The organism is Lactobacillus corticis (assembly GCF_018327645.1).
Taxonomy (GTDB): Bacteria; Bacillota; Bacilli; order Lactobacillales; family Lactobacillaceae; genus Lactobacillus; species Lactobacillus corticis.
The window spans coordinates 170,860-190,896 of sequence record NZ_BMAY01000003.1; the positions used below are offsets into that span (position 1 = coordinate 170,860).

Here is a 20,037-nt window from a genome sequence, read left to right on the forward strand (position 1 = left end):
TTTTGCTGCTTATTTCTGACTGAAAGTTAATTCAGTATTTGCCAAATCAATGGTGTAGGTTTCATGTTCAAGCGGCCGTTTAGTCATTCCCTGGTCGGTTGAATAGATGATCAAAACCAGCTTGCTGCCAACTGGCATGGTGTAGTAGGTTGGCTGCAATTTAAAGGTCAAATCATAAAACTCATTAGCTTCGATCTTGCTTGGCCGCTTCATATCTTGATAGTTTTGCAAGTTCATATGAGCTTTGGTAATCAGTTTAGCTTTGGTTTCTTTATCTGGTACAAATTCCTGCAAGGTATCGGTGCCAAAGCGATAAGCAAGTTCTTGGCCGCCCCGCATCAAGAATTTAGGTGTTGGGGTTAGACGCTTGCGGTCAGCTTTTTCAACTAAAGCCACTGACAATTGCCCCTTAGGCAAGCTGCCGCTAACGCGAACATGAATTTCTGGTCGTCCAACCAAAGTTACCGGGTGGATGAATTCTTCACTTTCAAAGCGCAGACTTGGCTTGGCCCATTTTTCATCACCTGCAATGAACTTGTATTCCCAGTCTAAGTCGCTGATTTTGGCTGCTTTAAAGTCGCTGCCGCCAACATCTTCGAAACTTAATTTAGCCTTGCCGTTGCCATCTTTGGCTAAGCTGCCATCATCGTTAGGGTAGTAGACAACTTTTTGCCCCAAATCGTCTGACCAGTCCGCTTCAGTATGCCACTTGTCGGCATGAAGATTATCTTGGATTAAAACCGGCGGCATCAGTTCATCAACTTGATTATCTACTTCTAATAGTTCATGACAGAACCATAAGTTCATCAAATCGGTGAAATCAATTGATACCAAATTGTTCATGTTGTAGTGCGGTCCCTGGTGCAAGAAGAGGTGGTGCTTGATTGGCAAGTTCTTAACTTTTTGCCAAATCTTGTAGACATTCTTTGGCTTAACATTCCAGTCATTGAGGCCGTGAACGCTGATCCAAGAACATTTGATGCCGTCAGTGTGGTGGCGATAGTTGCGCGCTTCCCAGAAGTCGCTATATTGGCCAGTCTGACGATCTTGCCAAGTTTGCAGCAGTTTTTGTTCAGCGGCGTACTTTGGATAAATCTTAATGCGGTCGCCGGCATCCCACAAATTGGATTGACAGGTTTCGGCCAATTTATCCATATCTTCCCCTTGGCATTCCCCAGGAGCAATGACTAAGCCGTGTTCACGATAATAGTCATACCAAGAAGAAATCGCAGCTTCTGAAACTACCGTCTTGAGTCCGGCCACGCCAGTAGTGGCTACGGCAATTTGCAAGGTTCCTAAATATGACCGACCAGTCATGCCGATGTTGCGGTTGCACCAGAAGGCCTTGGTTTCGTGTTGACGAGTGCGGTCAGTGTAGGCAATCCGATCGCCGTGAAGCCATTCGATAACTTCTTTTGCAGCTTGGGTTTCTTCTGGCGATCCGGTGATTCTTAAACCATCGCTGCCCCGCGTCCCAATTGCTCCGGCAAAGACTGAAGCAAAACCGCGCGCCAAAAGATATTCGTTTAATGGGTAGGTTGCCTTGTGAACTGCTTCTTCGGTTGGTTCAGCATTTTCAGTTCCCGGTTTAGGAGCAGGAACTTGGGGTTTGGCAACATACGGCGGGTTGGTCCAGGCGGTAGCATCAGTTAAGTTTTCGTCAACTGAATGGTTTTCTTTAGCATTGTCGATAATTCCGCCAAAATATGGACAAGCTGTGTAGAGAGCAGGGACCTTTAGACCTGAGTTGGTTTCAGCCGGGCGGAAAATGGTAACCTGCATTAAGTCGCTTTGCCCATCTTCATCAGTATCTAAATCACTAGCCACATAAACTACTTCGCGAATTACTTTGCTGGTGTCAAAAACCGGCAAACTTTTGCCATTGAAAAACATAAATTCATGCTTACCCCAGAATTGGGTGAAGTAGCCTTTGCCAGCCAGATTATCAATTAAGGTTTGACCATTCTTGGCACGAGTATTCAAGAGTTGATAAAAAGCCTGCACCAGCTGATCTGAATTGTCGATGGATTGAACAGTTGGCAAAGCCTGTTTGTTCATGAACTTAATTGGTGCAGCTAAGTCATAATCATAAAATGGGTGGTAGCCCAGTAGCTGCAGGGCTACATCATAGAATTGTTCGCTTGTTAACCGAGTGGGGTCTGTTTGCAAAAAGTCCTTTAAGCTGGTTTGGGGATCAACTGCAAATTCTGCTAATTTTGCAATTTTAGCAGCGGGAGTCTTAGCTTCAGCCACTGAATTTTCAACTAACGCCGCAAATAATTCGCCAAATGGCAAAGTCTGCCAGTTTTGGGGCAAAAAGTTGATGCTGGCCAGCTCTTTTTTAGCTTGGTCCAGGCTGGTTTTTTGGTAAGCATATTGGTTGTACTTCATTTGCGCACTCCTTTATTTTTTCTGCCAAACTTCTTCGTAAATATCAGGTTTGAACCCGCAGGTTAATTTATCGCCATCAACCACTAAAGGACGTTTTATCAGTTTGCCATCTTGGGATAACAAGTCGCTAGCTTCATCAATTGTCATGGTTGGAATCTTTTCTTTAATATTCTGCTCACGATAATGCATGCCGCTGGTATTAAAGAAATAGCGCAAACCCCGATCCTGATGGGCGGAAATCCAGCGCTTTAGCTCATCCTTGGTAGGCGGTTGTTCAACTAGATCTTGATAATCATAGGCGAGATCATGGTCGTCAAACCATTTGCGGGCTTTTTTTGAAGTGGAACAACGTTTATAACCATAAAATTTTATCATTGCAAAGTCCTTTCTAATAGGTCGTTAAGATAATTGTACAATGACTTGCTGGACTTAACTATAATATTTAGCCCCAACTTCAGTAAGCCAATCCAAATGATTGTACCAATCAGGCATTGTTAAAAGCCAAGCACTGGTTCCCATCAGCGATCCGGTTAACTGTTTGGCCATTGCTGGAACTTTTTCGTGAAAAATCTCATCATTAACAATCTGGGTACACTGATTTAAAAATTCCGTAATCTCTGGCTGATGTTGGCTAAAAGCCATTTGCACTAACTCATACATTAATGTGAAGTTGTCGCGATCGGCCTGCAAGTTGTTAATAAAGATAGCAACAATTGCTTGAATTTTTTCTTGCTTACTTGCTGCTCGATGAAGTTCTAGCTTTAATTTTGGGAGAAAATCCTGAGCGTAATTGTCAATTACTGCTGACAGCAGTCCACTTTTGGTTGAAAAGTAGTAGCGAATTTGACTCTGGGAAACCTTTGCTACCTTAGCGATCTGATGGGTTGAAACGGCAGCGTAGCCGTATTTAGCAAAAAGCTGTCTTGCTGTATGGATAATTTTTTCGGGTTGAGATTGCTTCATAAATTCATCTCCAATTAGTTCGATTGAATTAATTATAACAATTAGAGTGGCAAAAAGCGGGAATATTTAGGGACTAAGTAGCCCCGAAATCGATAAGCTAAATGTAACAACTATTGAAAATAATTCAAAACAGTATATAATGAGTCTTGTTGAAAGCGCTTTTTAGAGCTTTTGACTAAGGATAATAGTACAACTTATTTTTTTGATTTTTATCGTTCAAGTGAACGAAAGGAGCTAATTATGTCAGAAAAAAAGATGGATGCAGAAACTGCTGCAGAAGCTGCTTTGAAGACTTCAAAGATGTCAACTGATGATGTTAATTTAAATCAGCCAAAAAAGAATGAAAAAGCTGATGCAAGAGAACGGGAACTTTTAGACTTAGCAAAAAAGTTTAAGACTAACGATTTTGGTAAAATTTTGCTTGCCCGTCATTCTTGTCCAGAATATGATCCCAATGTAAAAATTTCTAGAGATGAAATGCGTGATATTTTGGAAGCTGCTACAACTGCACCTTCATCGCTTAACATGCAGCCTTGGCGATTTGTAGTTGTTGATTCAGATGAAGGTAAAGCCAAACTCGATAAGATTGTTGGTCCTGCAAATCATTTGAAAGTAAAAACAGCTTCAAGCATTGTCATGGTTTTTGGCGATCGTAAGTTTTATGAACAAGCAGCAAAGATAAACGAAGCTACATATGAAATGGGTGGCTTTCCAAAAGAAAATCAGGAATTCTTGACTAAATTTGCGCAATCGTACTTCCCAACTCTTAGTGAAGAGACAAAGGAAGAATGGATTATGCATGATTGTGGTTTGGTAGAGATGGCGTTGATGCTGGTGGCCAGAGCCCATGGTTATGACACCAACCCAATGGACGGATTCAAGAAGGAACCAGCTGCTAAACTGTTTGATTTGGATGAAAAGCGTTATAAGCCGGTTTTGATTGTTTCGATGGGCAAAGCTAAAGGCCATGGCCGATACTGCTCGCGGTTGAGCTTAGATGAAGTTGCTCGATTTGAATAGCGAAAAACTCCAGTTGATTACTGGAGTTTTATTTTTTTGCCAGTATTTGCTATAAAATAGTTAGTGATAAATTTTATGGCTGAAAAAGTCATGATTTAGGAGCAAAAGCATGAAGCATTTAACTATCGGTTTGATTGCGCAAGTTGATTCGGGCAAGACTAGTTTAGCTGAAGCCTGGCTCTATCAAACCGGAGCCGTTCGGCAGCTAGGACGCGTTGATCAAAAGACTAGCTTGCTTGACCCGGATAATTTAGAAAAAGCGCGCGGCGTGACGATCTTCAGTCATCAAGCAGAGCTAGCAACGGCCGATGCGCACTACCAGCTGATTGATACTCCCGGCCACCTCGATTTTGCTAGCCAAATGGAAGCCAGTTTATCGGTGCTTGATTATGCTGTTTTGTTGATCAGCGCAAGTGACCCCTTAGCCGGTTATCCCACTGCACTCTGGGATTTGCTGGCAAAATATCAGGTTCCCGTTTTTATTTTTGTCAATAAGATGGACCTGCCGACTCCAAGTCGCGCGCAAATTCTGGAAAACCTGCAAACGACTTGGTCTGAGGGCTGCACTAACTTTTCTGATGAGATCGATATTGAAAACGCAGCTATGCAAGATGATGCGGTACTGGAAAAATATTTGACGGACGGTCAGCTGGCTGATGAAGATTTGCAAAATTTAATTTTGGAGCGGAAAGTTTTTCCGGTCTACTTTGGCAGTGCTTTGAAACTCTTAGGAACAGCCGATTTACTGGCTGGTTTGGCTAAATGGACAATCGAACCTAAACTTGCTGCTGATTTTGGGGCTCGGGTCTTTAAGATTTCTCACGATCAACATGAACGCTTAACCTGGGTAAAACTAACTGGTGGAGAATTGCGGCCGAAAACAGTCTTACCAACCGGTGAGAAGATCAATCAAATTCGCTTATATCAAGGAGGCAAGTTCCAAACTGCCTCCGAATTAAAACAGGGCGTAGCCGCCTTGACCGGGTTAACTGCTAGCTATGTCGGACAGGGACTTGGAAAAGAAAAAAATCTGCCGACCCCGGTTCTGCAGCCGAGTTTATCGTATGCCGTTCTTGTTGCTCCTAGTAAATTGCATGAAGCCTTGACAGCATTTAACGAATTAGCTGATGAAGATCCGCTTTTGCAAGTTGCCTTTTCTGAAACTTTGCAAGAAATCCGGGTTTCCGTGATGGGCGAACTGCAAGTGGAAGTTTTAAAAGCTAAACTGCAGGATCGGTTTAATTTGCATGTTGAGTTTAGTGAAGGCCAAATACTCTACCATGAAACTATTACTAAGCCGATAGAAGGAGTCGGCCATTTTGAGCCTTTGCGCCACTACGCAGAAGTTCACCTTTTACTAGAGCCCTTACCAGCGGGGAGCGGGATCGAATATGCTAATAAATGCAGCTTGGAAGTATTAGACAAAAACATGCAGCACCAGATAATGACCAGTCTTGCTGCTAAAAAGCATAAGGGCGTCGTTTTAGGGATGCCTTTGACCGATGTGCGGATCAGCTTGGTTGGCGGAAAAAGCAGTCAGGTCCACACTGTTGGTGGCGATATGCGCCAAGCTGCCTGGCGAGCGGTTCGACAAGGCTTAATGATGGCGCAAGCAGCAGGCCACGCTCAAGTGCTTGAACCTTGGTACAAATTCGTCCTAACTTTGCCGCAAGAGCAAGTTGGCCATGCTTTGTCAGATATTGATCGGATGGGCGGCGACAGTCAATTGACGCAAAAAGGCAATTTGGCCATGATTACTGGTCATGCGCCAGTAAGTCAGATGCGCGAATATGGCATTAAGGTCCGCAGCTACACTTCTGGTCAAGGAGTTTTGCAGCTCTTGCCAGGTGGAAATCGTCCCTGTGAAGTTGCCAATAATGGCTATGATGCCGAAGGAGACTTAGACAACACGCCCGATTCGGTTTTCTGCAAGCACGGTGCCGGTTATCCGGTAAAGTGGAACCAGGTGCCGCAAACCATGCATTGTCCGTACTATACTAAGTGGCATTGAAATTATATTTTGGAATAGCTAGCTAAATGCGGTATATTTAAACTCTACAGACTAAAAATTGAGGAGGAAAAGTTAATGCTGCCACATTTAATTGCTTTAGACTTAGATGGCACAACTTTGAATGACCAGGGAGAAATCAGCCCAAAGACCAAACGAGTAATCCAAGCCTTGAATCAAGAGGGCCATTATGTGGTAATCGTTACCGGTCGTCCTTATACCCGTGCGGTTAATTACTATGATCAACTCACGCTCAGCACTCCGATGGTGAACTTTAATGGGGCGCTAACTCATATTCCGCACCATAAGTGGCGGGAAGAATATGCTTTGCGGATTGATCCAGAAATTGTCTTTCATTTATTGGCCCAGCGTCAGCGTCTAGGTTTGGAATTTATTTTGGCAGAAAGCAAGCGGCATATGTGGGCAGATAGACCATGCCGTGAATTTTCGCCGTTTTTGCCTGATCGCTTGCGCCCGCAAGAAATCTTGAATCGGGAAAACTTGCAAGTAGCGCCAATATCACTAAGCGTAGGCGTAGCTGATATTTCCAAACAAGACCAGTTAGCTGCCGCAATTTCCGAAGTCACTAGCGGCGAATTAGAATTTCGCGTTTGGGGCGGAGATAGTCAAATTATGCAATTGATCGAGACCAAAGCGCATAAAGCCCTGGGCTTGGCTCGGATTGCTGACTACTATGGCATTCCTAAAGAGCGCATCCTGGCTTTTGGGGATGAAGTAAATGATTTTGAAATGCTGGATTTTGCGGGTCGCGGAGTGGCGATGGCTAACGGTAGAGCTGAACTGAAAGAGCGAGCAAATGATGTAACTCGGTTTGATAATGAGCATGACGGCTTAGCTGATTACCTAGAAGCATATTTTGATTTGAAAGAGGCTTAAATGAAACGCTGCGATTGGCCAGATCTGCCTAATGATCCACTTTACCAGGAGTACCACGATCAAGAGTGGGGGAAGCTGAATTTAGCTGAACAATACTTATATGAAATGTTGGTTTTAGAAAGTTTTCAAAGCGGCTTGTCATGGAAAACGATTTTGCATAAACGCGAAAACTTTCGCAAAGCCTTTGCTGGATTTGATTATCAAGTCGTAGCAAATTATGATCAAGCCAAAATTGCTTCTTTGATGGCTGATCCAGGAATTATTCGCAATCGCAGGAAAATTGAGGCAGCCGTTGCTGATGCGCAAGCAATGTGCAAATTGCATCAAAATGGTCAAAAATTAGGAACGATTTTGCAAGAAGCAACAAAGGGCATAATTGTAAATTACCCAAAGACTTTCAAGGAGTTGCCCAATAAAACGCAAATTAGTATCGACTTGTCTAAAAAGTTAAAGCAGTTGGGCTTTAAATTTGTAGGACCGGTAACAGTCTATTCTTATTTAGAAGCAATTGGTTTGATTAACGATCACATTGTCGGTTGCGAAGCAAAATAAAAGACGTCATCAAATGATGACGTCTTTTTGATATGATCCGGCTGAGATTCGAACTCAGGACCCACAGTTTAGAAGACTGTTGCTCTATCCAGCTGAGCTACCAGACCAGTTCCAAAACAGAACAAAACTATTATATGGAATTTCTGGGGCCCTTGTCAAACCTTTTTTCGGATTAATTTTAAAATCGCTAGTTATGCTGATTATTCATGGTGAGAAGCACTTGAAGTAGTGTCAGCAGCCGGCTTTGGAGCTGGTTCAGCTGCCTTTTCCACTTTTTCGGCTTCAGCCTTGGTTGATGCACCAGTTTGTGCTTCAGGATCAGAATTACGCCGGTAGGTAGCACCTGTTTGGGCATCTGGATCAACCACTAACTTTTGTCCGGTAGTTTCACAGAAGTATTTTACAAATGGGTATAAATCTTGAACCCATTCATAAATTCCCATGTAGTTGCCATCTTCATCTTCAACCCGCTTGTAGTAGTGCAATACCAATTCTTTTAAGTTACCGGTTGGCACTGGCATATAAACGTCATCGTGGCCGCCTTCCTTAGTCCGCAAAGCATGTACCACTTTCTTAGCGTTAGGAATTACGTCGCGAACGTCTGGGTGAATTGCTGCCATTGTGTCGCCAACTTGGGCTGGCACACGCTTGGCCTTCATCTTGTAGTTAGGGTCTTGTGGACGGTTGTACCACAGGAATTGGTTGTTGTCATCAACGAAGGTCAATTCGCCAAAGGTGTTCCGCAGCATCCAGTTAATTTGGTTAACGGTGAGCAAGCCGCTGTCCAATTTAACATAATCATCACCTTCTGCAGCGTGAACCTTTTTAGCAGCCTTATCCAACCAATCAGGGTCGTTTTTGTCGATCCCGTCGACGGTGTACCGCGAATGACCGGTAGCATCGAAGTCTTCCTTTAAGTATTCATCACGATTCATGTCTTTTAACCATTTTGGTTCAGCCATAATAGTTACCTCACAATTCTGTTTTTTATACTATGAAAACGATTTAATTATAAGCCTGTAGCCATTGCTGAACAAGAAGTTGTAAAATGATTTTATAGACTTATGATTGGAGGAATTAACATGCCATTTGTAACTATTCAACTATTGGAAGGTCGCAGCGACGAACAACTGACGCAATTAGTAAAGGATGTAACTGAAGTTGTGCATCAAGATACTGGTGCCCCTAAGGAACACATCAACGTAATTATCAATCAGCTTGGTTCACACCAATTAGCCCAAGGCGGAGAATGGCGCAAATAGCCATTGATTGACGGGATTTACCCGTCTTTTTATTTTGTGAAAGGATGATGGAATGCTAGATTACCGCAATAATTTAAAAACCATTCTAAATAAGACCGCTGGTGATGACCAAAGCTTGACTAATAGTTTGGCGGCGATCAAAGCAATTATTCAAATGGCTGAAGGCGATAAGGAAAGTAAGCCTAGTCAAACTCCAACTAAAAAGCCGGTAAAAAACCATAATGAAGCTGAAAAAACTTATGTCAGGCAACTGCTAAAGTCAACGGCCGGCTTAATTCGCCAGCCAGGCGACCGCAACCATCAAGAAAAAGCGGTTCAAGCAATTCATCGCTTAACTTTTGTCCCCGGAGTAGGCAAACAATATGGCGACTTGCTCAGTAGTTTAGAACAGGCCATTAAGGCTTCGCAGCCGACGGAGTCAGCAGTCAACCGAAAAATCTTTGAAGAAGCTGTTAAACCGAAAGCAACCAAACGTGATTATCGCAAGGGGAAACGCTATACGGTGATTCGTTTATTGACGGGATGCGATTTGGTCAATGAAAACGGGGATGTGGTTTTTAACATTAAAGAGGCACAAATCCACTCTTTGAATTTAAAAAGCGGCGATGTCGTCGAAGCCTTGCCGCTTGCTGATAGTCACTATGAAGCCGAAGTTTTGCGGATTGTTGGTTTTAAGAAATTGCGCACGCGGGATTATGATCCAATAGAAACCTTTGATTATGGCGTTGTGCAGAAAAATGGCAAGAGTTTTTCAGTAACTCGAAATATTCGCGGCGAACACCTAAAAATTAGGGGCAAGTCGACAACTGTTTGGCTGGATGAAAGTTACTATCAGGGCGGTTTAGTTCCCCTTGAAGACGGCTCAATTGTCGATTTGGCTTGGTACACCGGTGACATTCGGCTGAAAAAGCAGCCAGCTGATGCGGTGCGGGTAAGATGGATCTATGAAACAGAACAGCCTAAGAGGCCGCAAACCAAGAAGGTTAAGAAAGTCAGAACTGAAACAAATGATTCTTTAGAAAAATTGGATTTGGATCTGCATTACCAAAGAGTCGGAATTGCGATTGGCGATCATCAAAACGAGTCATTTTTAGAAAGTATCGTGACCAGGTATCATGGTATTCCGATCCCAATTGATGCCTTTGAAGGCAAACGCAAACTCATGGAAAACCAAATTAAGCGGCTCGACTTGGTGATTTTGGTTACGGCCTTTGCGGCTCATGATGCGACTTGGAATATTAACGAATTTGCCAGCAAATACGGCGTTAAGTTTGCGGTTAGTTCGAGCAAGGGCTATCAGAGCTTTGAACGGGCACTTTATCGGGCAGAAAAAGGCTTGCCGGCATATGAAGGAACGCAGAGCATTGATTATATAAAAGCTTAAGAAGATCAGATTTAAGCATTGTCAAGCGCCTTTGGAGGTAGTAGAATATAGGAGTTGTATTTGTGAAACCTCACATCTGCAACCGCACGTTTTGAGGTCCCAAGTCTGCTAAATGGCAGCACCTCAATTGGCGAGTCTAAGTATTTTTTTCGGAGGTGTACAAATGTACGCAATTATTAAGACCGGCGGCAAGCAATACAAAGTTGCCAAGGGCGACAGCTTATACGTTGAAAAGCTTGATGTTGAAGCTGGCGAAACTGTTACTTTTGACCAAGTGATCCTTGTAGCTGATGGCTCAGACGTTAAGGTTGGTACGCCATTAGTTGATGGTGCTAAGGTCACTGCTAAAGTTGAAAAGCAAGGCAAGGAAAAGAAGGTTGTAACTTTCAAGTACAAGCCTAAGAAGCACTCTCACTCTAAGTATGGTCACCGTCAACCTTACACTAAGGTTACTGTTGAAAGTATCGAAGCATAATTAGAGATTAACGAGGTGAATAATATGAACATTTTAGGTCTTAAGTTACTTGCCCACCACAAGGGGGGCGGTTCAACTGCCAACGGTCGTAACTCAGCTGGTCGTCGTTTAGGCGCTAAGGCTGCTGATGGCCAAGAAATCCACGCAGGTACGATCATTTACCGTCAACGCGGTACTAAGATCCACCCAGGTAAGAATGTTGGTATCGGTGGTGACGACACTTTGTTTGCATTGGCAAATGGTGTTGTTAAGTTCGAACGTCTTGGCAAGAACAAGAAGCAAGTTTCCGTTTACCCAGTAGACGAAGCTGAATAAAAAGACATTAATTAAGCGGGCAGCTATTGCGGCTCGCTTTTTTTAGTCCAAAATCTTGTATAATGATTAAAAAGAGAAAGGGGTGTCCTCATGGAAACACAAAAATTGCTCAGTTTATTAAATCGTAGAATTGCCCAAGTAACTGCCTTAATTAAGGAGCAGGGTGCAGATGCCTTGCTAATTTTCAATCAGGCAAATTATCGTTACTTAACTAACTTCACTGGCGAGGAAGCGCAGCTGCTTTTGACCGCTAAAGGAGAACGGGTTTTGCTGTCAGATTCGCGTTTTGCTGGTCAAATTAAAGCTCAAGCTCCCGGCGAACTGCAGGTAGTTATGAAAAAGCGGGGCGATTTGCCCGAAATCACAGCCGTTTTGCAAGAACTGCGGCCCAAGCGCGTTTTGGTAGAAGGCGAATTTATCTCGGCAATCGACTATCAAAATCTGGTCAAGCTTAATCCCCAAGTTGAGTTTGTTATGTGTGAAGAATTGGTCGAACGGGTTCGCAACGTGAAGGATGAGTTAGAACTTAACGCGCTTCGCCAGGCGATTAATATTTCCATGGAAAGCTATCGGGGCATCCTGCCGCTTCTTAAGCCAGGAGTTAAGGAACGGACTGTAGCTGCTAAATTAGACTACTTGTTTAAAGCAAATGGCGGCGATGGGCCGGATTTTGATACCATTGTTGCTTCAGGTTATCGTTCTAGCTGGGCTCATGGCGTAGCTTCAGATAAAGAAATTGCTGAAGGGGATTTGGTAGTAATCGACTTTGGTAGTTTTTACCATGGATATTGCGCCGATATTACCAGAACTGTCTGTGTCGGAAAAGCCAATGCCAAACAGCGTGAGATCTATGACATCGTCCTAGAAGCCCAACGACGCGGAATTGCCAGTGCAGTTGTAGGAAACACGGGAAAAATGGTAGACCAGGCAGCCAGAAGCTATATTACCGAAAAAGGTTATGGCGAATTTTTTGGTCATGGCATTGGACACGGGATTGGTCTAGAAATTCATGAGCTGTGCCAACCTGCTTTGCCTTTTGCCAAACAAACTCTGGTTAACAATATGGTCCACACGGTTGAACCTGGAATTTATCTGCCAGAAGTTGGCGGCGTGCGGATTGAAGATGACATTTTGGTTCACGATCAAACTCCTGAAACTTTATCAACTTTGCCCAAAGCAGAATTACTCGAACTCTAATTAATGTTTTCATAGCAAAAAGAGGCTAAGATTGGTAAGATAATAATGTAGAAATGAGGGAAAATTACTTATGACAATGATTTCTGTTAATGAATTTCACAATGGCCTGACAATTCAGTACAATAACGATATTTGGCGCATTGTGGAATTCCAACACGTTAAGCCGGGAAAGGGTAGTGCCTTTGTTCGTTCCAAGCTGAAGAGCTTACGCAATGGTGCCGTGCAAGAAATTACTTTCCGGTCAACTGCCAAGGTTGAAACTGCTGACATCCAAACCAAGAAGATGCAATACTTGTACAATGATGGCAGCAATTATGTGTTCATGGATACCGAAACGTATGAACAACTTGAAATTCCAAATGAACAAGTGGAATATGAATCAAAATTCTTGAAAGAAAATATGGTAGTTTCGGTTATTTCTCATGAAGGTGAAACTTTAGGGGTAGAATTGCCAAATACAGTCGATTTGGAAGTTGCCGAAACTGAACCTGGTATCAAGGGTGATACTTCTAGTGGTGGCGGTAAGCCAGCAACGATGGAAACTGGTTTGGTAGTCAACGTTCCATTCTTCATTAAGGCTGGGGATGTTTTGACCATCAACACTAGTGATGGTACTTATGTTTCACGGGCTAACAAATAGTTTTTAGAGGTAAAAGCAGATGGCAGATAATTCAAAGATTCTTCTTAGCGGTGACGAAACGCAAGAAGCGATTCAAATTGATCCTAAGGTTTTAGAAGTTATTCTGGCTATTGCGGCTGAAAAAGTTGATGGCGTAGCTGCCATGCGTGGCAACTTAAAATCTAGTTTAAGCAAGGTTTTGGGCCGAGAAGACCGTGGCAAAGGCGTCAGCGTCAGCTTAGATGATAATGGCGACTTAATTGCCGATGTTTACGTTTATCTGAACAGCGGCGTAAATGTCCCTAGTGTTGCTGCTGCCTTGCAAAAGTCATTGAAGCGCCAAATGGTTCAAATGACCGATTTAGAATTGGCGGACATCAATGTCCATGTTGTCGGTTTAGTTTTTCCGGAAGAATTAACTGAGTCAGATGCTACTGAAGAACTGTTTCCGGAGGATAAGGAAGATTAATGAATCAGCACGAAAGTCGAAAGGTGGCTATGCAAGCCATTTACAGTGCAAACCAAACGCCTGAACTGACGGTTGAAGAGGTTGAAGCTAATACGGTTAAGGCCCTAGATTTAAAAACTTTGTCAGCTTACAGCAAAGAATTGATTGCCGGAGTGATTGCTAAACGCATGGAACTCGAGCAAGATCTTTCGAGTAAATTAAAAAAAGGCTGGCGCTTGAATCGGGTTAACCAGATCACTGTTGCAATTTTAGAAGTAGCCTTGTATGAAATTAAATACAGCTCAGTTATTGAACCTAAATCAGCTGTGAACGAGGCTTTGAATTTATGCGATGAGTTTGCGGATCCTAAAGAGAAACCATTTGTGAATGGCGTGCTTGCAAACTTTGTTGAAGATTAGCAAATAGCCGGCAAGCTGCCGGCTATTTTTATTAGTAGGTGACTTTTTTGACGGAATTATTGAATGGAAAAGAATTTGCAAAATTTCACGGTCAACATCTGCAAGCTGAAATTGACCAATTAAAAGAAAAGGGAATTTTTCCCCATTTTTGCGTTATCAATATTGGGGACGATCCAGCTAGTGCGGTATACGTCAGAACTAAAAAACGCAAAGCAGAAAAATTAGGAATTCAGCAGGATATTTTTCAGTTGCCGAGTAGCACCACTGAAGCTGAAGTCTTTGCGCTAATCGATCGCTTAAATCAGGATCCGGAAATTAACGGCATCATGGTGCAATTGCCCATGCCGAAACACTTGGATCCGGAGAAAGTCCTTGACCGAATTGATCCAGAAAAAGACGTTGATGGTCTAACTTCCACTAATGTTGGACGGTTGTGGCAAGGGAGCCATTTTGTTGAACCAGCGACCGCAGCCGGAATAATTGCTTTACTGAAGCATTATGGCGTTGAATTGACGGGGAAAAATTGTGTGATTATTGGCCGCAGCAACATTGTAGGCAAACCGTTAGCTGCCTTAATGCTGGAAGAAAATGCGACGGTGTCAATTTTGCACTCTAAAACTCAAAATTTAGCAAGATTAACTAAAACCGCCGATATCCTAGTATCGGCAGTGGGGCAAGCTGGTTTTGTCACTAAAGATATGATTAAGCCGGGTGCGGTGGTCATTGATGTGGGGATCAACCGAGTAGACGGCAAGCTTGTCGGGGATGTTGCCTTTGATGAAGTTTCACCGCTGGTAAAGATGATTACGCCGGTTCCGGGCGGAATTGGCCCAATAACAGTTGAATTTTTGATGGAGGGGGTCATCAAATTGACAAGGAGGCAGTATGGACGCTAGTAAATATTTAACGGTCAGCGACTTAAATTATTACTTAGGTCAAAAGTTTAAACAGGATCCATACTTGCGCAAGGTTTATCTGCAAGGCGAAATTTCCAACTTTCGCCTGCGGCGCAACGCTCATCAGTATTTTTCCCTTAAAGATGAGAAGGCCAAAATTGACTGTATCATGTTCCGAAGCTCTTTTGAAAAAATTAAATTCAAACCCGAAGAAGGCATGAAAGTCTATGTTTCCGGTTATGTAAATATCTATGAAGCTGGCGGGGCCATGAACTTTGTGGTTCAAACCATGGAGCCAGCCGGCTTAGGGGCGTTATATGAACAGTTAAGACAGCTGCAGGAAAAATTGGCAAAGGAAGGCTTGTTTGATCAAGCCCATAAAAAGCCCTTGCCGCATTTTCCGGATCGAATTGCAGTAGTTACCTCGCCATCTGGAGCCGTAGTTCACGATATTATGATTACTGCCAATCGGCGTTTTCCGCACGCTGAAATCGATATTTTTCCAGCAGTGGTACAAGGCGACAAGGCAGCTGATTCCTTGGTTAGTGCCATGCAGCAAATTGAGGCCAATCAAGACCGGTATGATGTCATGATTATCGGTCGTGGCGGTGGGTCGCTTGAAGATTTATGGCCCTTCAACGAAGAAAAGGTAGTTCGACAAGTTTATGCGATGTCGATTCCGGTAATTTCTTCGGTCGGACATGAGACTGATACTACCTTGTGCGATTTGGTTGCCGATCAGCGGGCCGCCACGCCAACGGCAGCAGCTGAATACGCAACGCCGAACCTGCCAGAGGAGTTGGCCAATCTGAATCAGCTGGCAAGTCGGCTTTTGGCAGCTATGCAGAATGCCATTCGAGTTCGGCGACAATATTTGGACCGCATTGCTAATTCGGTAGTCTTGCGTGAGCCAACTAGACTGTATGATCAGCAAAGCCAAAAACTTGATTTGCTAAAAAATCGTTTATCGCGGGTTATCGATAACGAGCTAAAGCAAAGTCGGGCTAGTTATAAGCTGGCTTTGCAAAAATTAATAGGCAACAGCCCTGAAAAGCGAGTTGCTAGCTACCTAGAAAAACGGGCCTATTTAAGTAAAATGTTGACTGACCAAATGCAGCATTACCTAGCCGACAAACGGAACGATTATGAGAAGGCTAAGCAGCGCTTAGCTGATATCAGTCCGCAGAAAACCTTGGATCGCGGTTTTGCTTATACTACGGATGAGCATGACCGGATGATAGCTTCAAGTTCCGACTTAAGCCAGGGAATGAAATTGATTCTGCACTTTAAAGACGGCGAAGCTGAAGTGGTAGTAAATGAAATCAGGAGGAATCAAGATGGCAGAAGAGAAAAATAATTTTGAACAAGAATTAGCAAGTTTAGAAAAAATCGTTAACAACTTGGAAAGCGGCAATGTTCCTTTGGCAGATGCCCTTGATCAATTTAAAGCAGGCGTTAAGCTTTCTAGAGACTTAGACAAGCAATTAACCGCAGCCGAAGAAACGGTGGCTAAATTGATCGACAAAGATGGTAACGAAACACCGATTGATCCAACCAACAGCGGTTCACCAGAGGCATAATGATGGAGTTTTCGGCTTTTAGAAAAAAATGGACGCCCCAAATTGATCGCTTTTTAGCTGATAAATTAGCGACTGAAATCGCTGATCACGATTTTGGCCAGATCATGGCTTATTCAGTTATGGCTGGCGGCAAAAGATTGCGTCCGCTGCTGTTTTTAGCAGTGCTAGAGACTTTAGGCAAAGAAATTGATGAATCAGCTCTTAGAACTGCTTGCGGAATTGAGTTGATTCATACCTATAGTTTGATTCACGATGATCTGCCGGCAATGGATAATGATGATTATCGCCGGGGAAAATTAACCAGCCACAAAAAATGGGGTGAAGCCCAAGCTATTTTAGCCGGCGATGCCCTGTTGCCATTAGGAATCGAGTGGATTGCTAAAGGCAGCCAGAATGTTGAGATGACGGCCGTTATGGCCCAAGCAATCGGCCCGAACGGCATGGCTGGTGGCCAGTATTTAGATATTGATGCGACCAATAATGCGGCGGTTAAAAATGACGATAACTATTTAAATCGAATGGAATGGCTGAAAACGGGCTGCTTGATTCTGGCCAGTGTTGAAATGGGTGCGATTTATGGGCAAGCAGATGCCCAAGCTAAGCCAAATTTGCTTGATTTTGCTCATGCTTTTGGTCGTGCCTACCAAATTTATGATGATTTGGTTGATGTGGTTGAATCCAGTGAAGAAGCTGGGAAAGCCACGCACAAAGATGAAGCGGAAGGAAAAAATAATACTTTGACTTCATTGGGCGTTGAGGCCAGCCGCAAAGCGTTGCAGCAACTTATTGACCAGGCTAAAGCGGATTTGACGGACTTTTCTGATCCAGTATTAGCCGGCTTTTTAGAAATTTATCAGAAGGTGCTTTAATGGCAAAAGAACGTGCAGATGTGATTTTAACCAAACAGGGGATTTTCAATTCCCGAACCCAAGCACAACGTGCGATTATGGCTGGTTTGGTGTCAGACCACAATCATCAACGGATTGATAAGAGCGGCACCAAGTTTCCCCCTGATGAGGTATTTTACGTCAAAGATGATGGAAAAAAATACGTCTCTCGGGGTGGCTTTAAACTGGAAAAGGCCTTGAAAGTTTTTGATATTAAGCTCAAAAATAAAATCTGTCTTGATATCGGTGCTTCAACTGGCGGCTTTACCGATGTGGCTTTGCAAAATGGGGCTAGCTTGGTCTATGCCCTGGATGTTGGCTATAATCAGCTAGCCTGGCAGCTTAGAGATGATCCCCGCGTGGTGGTAATGGAAAAGCAGAATTTCCGCTACAGCAAGCCAAGCGATTTTGACCAAGGCTTGCCTGATTTTGCCATGACGGATGTTTCCTTTATTTCCTTGGACCTCATCTTGCCGCCAATGTATGCCATTTTGAAGGATCAATGCGATGCGGTTTGTTTGATCAAGCCCCAGTTTGAGGCTGGTCCGGAAAATGTCGGCAAACATGGGATTGTTCATGATCATGAAGTTCATCGGCAAGTTATCCAGCACACGATGACCGAAGCGATGAAGATCGGCTTTAATGTTTTAGGAGTTGACTATTCCCCGATTAAAGGTGGCAAGGGGAATGTTGAATTTTTAATTCATTTAGGCAAAAATGAAGCTTCAGGCGGACAGTGCCTCTGGGATGGAGATCCAGCAGAAGTTGTAGCGCGGGCTGTTAGTGAATTGTAAAGGTTGAGGTAGCAGAATGCTGGTTGAACTTGATATTCAAAATTTTGCCATAATTAAAACGCTTAAAGTCCGTTTTCAGGATCGGATGACGGTTTTAATTGGAGAAACCGGTGCTGGTAAGTCAATTATTATTGATGCCGTTTCCCTCTTATTGGGGGGACGGAGTCAAAAAGAAATGATCCGGACCGGTGAAAAAAAGGCAGTTATTACTGGCTTGTTTGAACTTGAGACGCAAGAAGCACAAGTAAGCAAGCTGTGTGAAGATTATGGGCTTCCTTATGATGATCATCAGTTAGTTATTAGCCGAGAATTGGCTGTAAAAGGGCGCAGCGTCGTCCGCATCAATGGCCAGCTCACCACCATCAATGTCTTGCGCGATCTTGGACGTTATTTGGTAGATATTCATGGACAAAATAACCACCAGATCCTCATGGATCCTGACCGGCAAATTGATCTGGTTGATAATTATGCCGGATTAGCCCTAGCAGAACACTTAAAGACCTATCAAGCAGATTACCAAGACTGGCTTGCAATTTCTAAACGGCTGCGTTCCTTGCGGCAAAATGCGCAGGAGCTAGCTCAAAAGCACGATATTTTGCAATTTCAACATGATGAGCTGGCTGCAGCTGATTTGACTGATCCCCATGAGGATGACGAGCTTGAAGAAGAATTCAACGAACTGAGCAATTACCAAAAGATTGCGGATACTGCAAACTATTTCATGCAGCTCTATGATGACGATGAACATGGAATTGGTGCTTTGCTTGATGATGCGCAAAATTCCGCCCAAACTTTGGCAGAATATGGAAATAAATTTAAGGATTTTGCTAAAGCTGTCAATGATGGGATCTATGCCTTGACAGATGCGCGTAGCGAATTATCAAATTTAATGGATGCCTTTGATTTTGATGAGGAACGCTACCAATTTGTTACCAGTCGGCTGGATACCTTAAATTCCTTAAAAAAGAAATATGGCCCTAGTCTGCCAGAGGTATTTGATTTTTATGCCAAAGTTGACCGTGAATTGGATCAATTTGAAACTGGCGGTCTTGATGAAGATGAATTGCAAAAAGAACTAGCAAAGCTAGAAAGCAAATTGACCAAAGAAGTTAGCGAGCTGCACCAAATTCGCGAAAAAGTTGCGAGCGATTTGGAAGCTAAGATTAAAGTTGAACTGGCTGATCTTTATATGGAAAAGGCGCGTTTTAGTATTGCTATCGACCAAACTGAAACCTTTACCGAAAAAGGGTGTGACGAGGTAAGTTTTTTGATTGCGCCAAACCCTGGCGAAGCGCTGATGCCCCTAGTCAAAATTGTCTCCGGTGGTGAACAATCACGCCTGATTTTAGCCCTCAAGGCAATTTTCAGTGAGGTTGAACCAGTGGGAACGATGATTTTTGATGAAATTGATACTGGTGTTTCCGGACGGGTGTCAGCTGCTATTGGCAAAAAGATGCACAACATTGGTAAAAATAAACAAGTTATTGCCATCACGCACTCGCCCCAAGTGGCTGCAGCTGGCGATAATCGTTATTTGGTGGCTAAGGAAGTCAAAGATGGGGCAACCTTTACGCAAGTGGGTCCTTTAACGACCGAAGAAGCCATTACAGCGATCGCTCAAATGATGGCTGGCAACAATGTCACTGAAGCTGCTAAACAAAACGCAGCGGACTTGATAAAACGTAGTCAAGAATAGATAATATAATTAGTGTGTGAGAAAAAAAGCGGCGAAGCCAGGATCCTAATTCTAGGAGGAACAGGCTTGGCCGCTTTTTGATCTGGTCAAGCTTATTGTAAAAAAGCATACCGTTTCTATGGTATGATAAGTTGGCTCTTTGTCAAATCCTGTTGATAAGGGTTGATATGAGCTTGAATTGAAGATCCGTATAGTATTAGTTTAGATACTATATGGATCTTTTTCTGTTACCAC

The 20,037-nt window shown here is 43.3% G+C and carries 22 protein-coding genes, 1 tRNA gene and 1 other annotated feature; of the genes, 18 read left to right on the forward strand and 5 right to left on the reverse strand.

Features of this window, described 5'->3' with window-relative positions:
- Positions 1-9: 9 nt before the first annotated feature.
- From KI210_RS03125 to KI210_RS03135, 3 genes are read right to left on the reverse strand one after another with little or no spacing between them, the layout of a single operon-like run.
- On the reverse strand, positions 10-2,391 hold the full coding sequence (locus tag KI210_RS03125; RefSeq protein WP_212780433.1) for a Xaa-Pro dipeptidyl-peptidase: 2,382 nt from the start codon (positions 2,389-2,391) through the stop codon (positions 10-12).
- A 12-nt stretch (positions 2,392-2,403) separates the two neighbouring features.
- On the reverse strand, positions 2,404-2,766 hold the full coding sequence (locus KI210_RS03130) for an arsenate reductase family protein (protein ID WP_212780434.1): 363 nt from the start codon (positions 2,764-2,766) through the stop codon (positions 2,404-2,406).
- A gap of 54 nt (positions 2,767-2,820) precedes the next feature.
- Positions 2,821-3,354 carry a TetR/AcrR family transcriptional regulator gene (locus KI210_RS03135; RefSeq protein WP_212780435.1) on the reverse strand — a complete coding sequence of 178 codons (534 nt, stop codon included), beginning with the start codon at positions 3,352-3,354 and terminating at the stop codon, positions 2,821-2,823.
- A 240-nt stretch (positions 3,355-3,594) separates the two neighbouring features.
- Between KI210_RS03135 and KI210_RS03140 the strand changes: the two genes are divergently transcribed.
- From KI210_RS03140 to KI210_RS03155, 4 genes are all read left to right on the forward strand, one after another.
- Complete coding sequence (locus tag KI210_RS03140; protein WP_246487310.1) at positions 3,595-4,374, forward strand: nitroreductase family protein; 780 nt, start codon at positions 3,595-3,597, stop codon at positions 4,372-4,374.
- A 109-nt stretch (positions 4,375-4,483) separates the two neighbouring features.
- Positions 4,484-6,385 (forward strand): GTP-binding protein, encoded by a 1,902-nt coding sequence (locus tag KI210_RS03145; RefSeq protein ID WP_212780436.1) that lies wholly within the window; start codon positions 4,484-4,486, stop codon positions 6,383-6,385.
- A gap of 75 nt (positions 6,386-6,460) precedes the next feature.
- Positions 6,461-7,279, forward strand: coding sequence for a Cof-type HAD-IIB family hydrolase (locus tag KI210_RS03150; RefSeq protein ID WP_212780437.1), 819 nt, complete (start codon positions 6,461-6,463; stop codon positions 7,277-7,279).
- Entirely contained in the window at positions 7,280-7,831 is a 552-nt protein-coding gene (locus tag KI210_RS03155) for a DNA-3-methyladenine glycosylase I (RefSeq protein WP_212780438.1), read from the forward strand.
- A gap of 33 nt (positions 7,832-7,864) precedes the next feature.
- On the opposite strand, the gene KI210_RS03160 is transcribed toward KI210_RS03155, so the two are convergent.
- Together KI210_RS03160 and KI210_RS03165 are read right to left on the reverse strand one after the other, a co-directional pair.
- Positions 7,865-7,938, reverse strand: a tRNA-Arg gene (locus tag KI210_RS03160).
- Positions 7,939-8,031: 93 nt separating this feature from the next.
- Positions 8,032-8,793, reverse strand: coding sequence for a PAS domain-containing protein (locus KI210_RS03165; protein ID WP_212780439.1), 762 nt, complete (start codon positions 8,791-8,793; stop codon positions 8,032-8,034).
- Positions 8,794-8,913: 120 nt separating this feature from the next.
- Here KI210_RS03165 and thmT point away from each other — a divergent pair, with 120 nt between their 5' ends.
- From thmT to recN, 14 genes are all read left to right on the forward strand, one after another.
- Complete coding sequence (gene thmT, locus KI210_RS03170; RefSeq protein WP_212780440.1) at positions 8,914-9,093, forward strand: 2-hydroxymuconate tautomerase; 180 nt, start codon at positions 8,914-8,916, stop codon at positions 9,091-9,093.
- A 52-nt stretch (positions 9,094-9,145) separates the two neighbouring features.
- Entirely contained in the window at positions 9,146-10,477 is a 1,332-nt protein-coding gene (locus tag KI210_RS03175; RefSeq protein ID WP_212780441.1) for a DUF2325 domain-containing protein, read from the forward strand.
- Between the two features lie 70 nt (positions 10,478-10,547).
- Positions 10,548-10,625: a sequence feature (ribosomal protein L21 leader region), on the forward strand.
- 15 nt (positions 10,626-10,640) lie between these two features.
- On the forward strand, positions 10,641-10,952 hold the full coding sequence (rplU, locus tag KI210_RS03180) for a 50S ribosomal protein L21 (protein WP_212780442.1): 312 nt from the start codon (positions 10,641-10,643) through the stop codon (positions 10,950-10,952).
- A gap of 24 nt (positions 10,953-10,976) precedes the next feature.
- The gene (rpmA, locus tag KI210_RS03185) at positions 10,977-11,267 is read left to right on the forward strand and encodes a 50S ribosomal protein L27 (RefSeq protein WP_212780443.1); all 291 of its coding nucleotides are present in this window, start codon (positions 10,977-10,979) and stop codon (positions 11,265-11,267) included.
- Positions 11,268-11,357: 90 nt separating this feature from the next.
- The gene (locus tag KI210_RS03190; RefSeq protein ID WP_212780444.1) at positions 11,358-12,464 is read left to right on the forward strand and encodes a M24 family metallopeptidase; all 1,107 of its coding nucleotides are present in this window, start codon (positions 11,358-11,360) and stop codon (positions 12,462-12,464) included.
- A gap of 70 nt (positions 12,465-12,534) precedes the next feature.
- Positions 12,535-13,104, forward strand: a complete 570-nt coding sequence (efp, locus tag KI210_RS03195; protein WP_212780445.1) for an elongation factor P — start codon at positions 12,535-12,537, stop codon at positions 13,102-13,104.
- Positions 13,105-13,123: 19 nt separating this feature from the next.
- Positions 13,124-13,552 (forward strand): Asp23/Gls24 family envelope stress response protein, encoded by a 429-nt coding sequence (locus tag KI210_RS03200; RefSeq protein ID WP_212780446.1) that lies wholly within the window; start codon positions 13,124-13,126, stop codon positions 13,550-13,552.
- Positions 13,552-13,950, forward strand: coding sequence for a transcription antitermination factor NusB (gene nusB, locus KI210_RS03205; RefSeq protein ID WP_212780447.1), 399 nt, complete (start codon positions 13,552-13,554; stop codon positions 13,948-13,950). The genes KI210_RS03200 and nusB overlap by 1 nt, the downstream gene beginning before the upstream one ends.
- 47 nt (positions 13,951-13,997) lie before the next feature.
- On the forward strand, positions 13,998-14,846 hold the full coding sequence (locus KI210_RS03210) for a tetrahydrofolate dehydrogenase/cyclohydrolase catalytic domain-containing protein (protein WP_212780448.1): 849 nt from the start codon (positions 13,998-14,000) through the stop codon (positions 14,844-14,846).
- A complete protein-coding gene (gene xseA, locus KI210_RS03215) occupies positions 14,836-16,203 on the forward strand; it encodes an exodeoxyribonuclease VII large subunit (protein ID WP_212780449.1) in 1,368 nt (455 codons plus the stop codon). The genes KI210_RS03210 and xseA overlap by 11 nt, the downstream gene beginning before the upstream one ends.
- On the forward strand, positions 16,184-16,426 hold the full coding sequence (locus tag KI210_RS03220) for an exodeoxyribonuclease VII small subunit (protein ID WP_212780450.1): 243 nt from the start codon (positions 16,184-16,186) through the stop codon (positions 16,424-16,426). Before xseA ends, KI210_RS03220 begins: the two co-directional genes overlap by 20 nt.
- Positions 16,426-17,295, forward strand: coding sequence for a polyprenyl synthetase family protein (locus KI210_RS03225; RefSeq protein ID WP_212780451.1), 870 nt, complete (start codon positions 16,426-16,428; stop codon positions 17,293-17,295). Before KI210_RS03220 ends, KI210_RS03225 begins: the two co-directional genes overlap by 1 nt.
- Positions 17,295-18,107: a TlyA family RNA methyltransferase gene (locus KI210_RS03230; protein WP_212780452.1), complete on the forward strand. Its 813-nt coding sequence runs from the start codon at positions 17,295-17,297 to the stop codon at positions 18,105-18,107. The genes KI210_RS03225 and KI210_RS03230 overlap by 1 nt, the downstream gene beginning before the upstream one ends.
- Positions 18,108-18,123: 16 nt before the next feature.
- The gene (recN, locus tag KI210_RS03235) at positions 18,124-19,803 is read left to right on the forward strand and encodes a DNA repair protein RecN (RefSeq protein ID WP_212780453.1); all 1,680 of its coding nucleotides are present in this window, start codon (positions 18,124-18,126) and stop codon (positions 19,801-19,803) included.
- Positions 19,804-20,037: the final 234 nt, after the last annotated feature.

Bases quoted from the DNA above. Each gene is read 5' to 3' on its own strand.
- KI210_RS03125 (WP_212780433.1), bottom strand. From the start codon at position 2,391: ATGAAGTACAACCAATATGCTTACCAAAAAACCAGCCTGGACCAAGCT.
- KI210_RS03130 (WP_212780434.1), bottom strand. From the start codon at position 2,766: ATGATAAAATTTTATGGTTATAAACGTTGTTCCACTTCAAAAAAAGCC.
- KI210_RS03135 (WP_212780435.1), bottom strand. From the start codon at position 3,354: ATGAAGCAATCTCAACCCGAAAAAATTATCCATACAGCAAGACAGCTT.
- KI210_RS03140 (WP_246487310.1), top strand. From the start codon at position 3,595: ATGTCAGAAAAAAAGATGGATGCAGAAACTGCTGCAGAAGCTGCTTTG.
- KI210_RS03145 (WP_212780436.1), top strand. From the start codon at position 4,484: ATGAAGCATTTAACTATCGGTTTGATTGCGCAAGTTGATTCGGGCAAG.
- KI210_RS03150 (WP_212780437.1), top strand. From the start codon at position 6,461: ATGCTGCCACATTTAATTGCTTTAGACTTAGATGGCACAACTTTGAAT.
- KI210_RS03155 (WP_212780438.1), top strand. From the start codon at position 7,280: ATGAAACGCTGCGATTGGCCAGATCTGCCTAATGATCCACTTTACCAG.
- KI210_RS03165 (WP_212780439.1), bottom strand. From the start codon at position 8,793: ATGGCTGAACCAAAATGGTTAAAAGACATGAATCGTGATGAATACTTA.
- thmT (WP_212780440.1), top strand. From the start codon at position 8,914: ATGCCATTTGTAACTATTCAACTATTGGAAGGTCGCAGCGACGAACAA.
- KI210_RS03175 (WP_212780441.1), top strand. From the start codon at position 9,146: ATGCTAGATTACCGCAATAATTTAAAAACCATTCTAAATAAGACCGCT.
- rplU (WP_212780442.1), top strand. From the start codon at position 10,641: ATGTACGCAATTATTAAGACCGGCGGCAAGCAATACAAAGTTGCCAAG.
- rpmA (WP_212780443.1), top strand. From the start codon at position 10,977: ATGAACATTTTAGGTCTTAAGTTACTTGCCCACCACAAGGGGGGCGGT.
- KI210_RS03190 (WP_212780444.1), top strand. From the start codon at position 11,358: ATGGAAACACAAAAATTGCTCAGTTTATTAAATCGTAGAATTGCCCAA.
- efp (WP_212780445.1), top strand. From the start codon at position 12,535: ATGACAATGATTTCTGTTAATGAATTTCACAATGGCCTGACAATTCAG.
- KI210_RS03200 (WP_212780446.1), top strand. From the start codon at position 13,124: ATGGCAGATAATTCAAAGATTCTTCTTAGCGGTGACGAAACGCAAGAA.
- nusB (WP_212780447.1), top strand. From the start codon at position 13,552: ATGAATCAGCACGAAAGTCGAAAGGTGGCTATGCAAGCCATTTACAGT.
- xseA (WP_212780449.1), top strand. From the start codon at position 14,836: ATGGACGCTAGTAAATATTTAACGGTCAGCGACTTAAATTATTACTTA.
- KI210_RS03220 (WP_212780450.1), top strand. From the start codon at position 16,184: ATGGCAGAAGAGAAAAATAATTTTGAACAAGAATTAGCAAGTTTAGAA.
- KI210_RS03225 (WP_212780451.1), top strand. From the start codon at position 16,426: ATGATGGAGTTTTCGGCTTTTAGAAAAAAATGGACGCCCCAAATTGAT.
- KI210_RS03230 (WP_212780452.1), top strand. From the start codon at position 17,295: ATGGCAAAAGAACGTGCAGATGTGATTTTAACCAAACAGGGGATTTTC.
- recN (WP_212780453.1), top strand. From the start codon at position 18,124: ATGCTGGTTGAACTTGATATTCAAAATTTTGCCATAATTAAAACGCTT.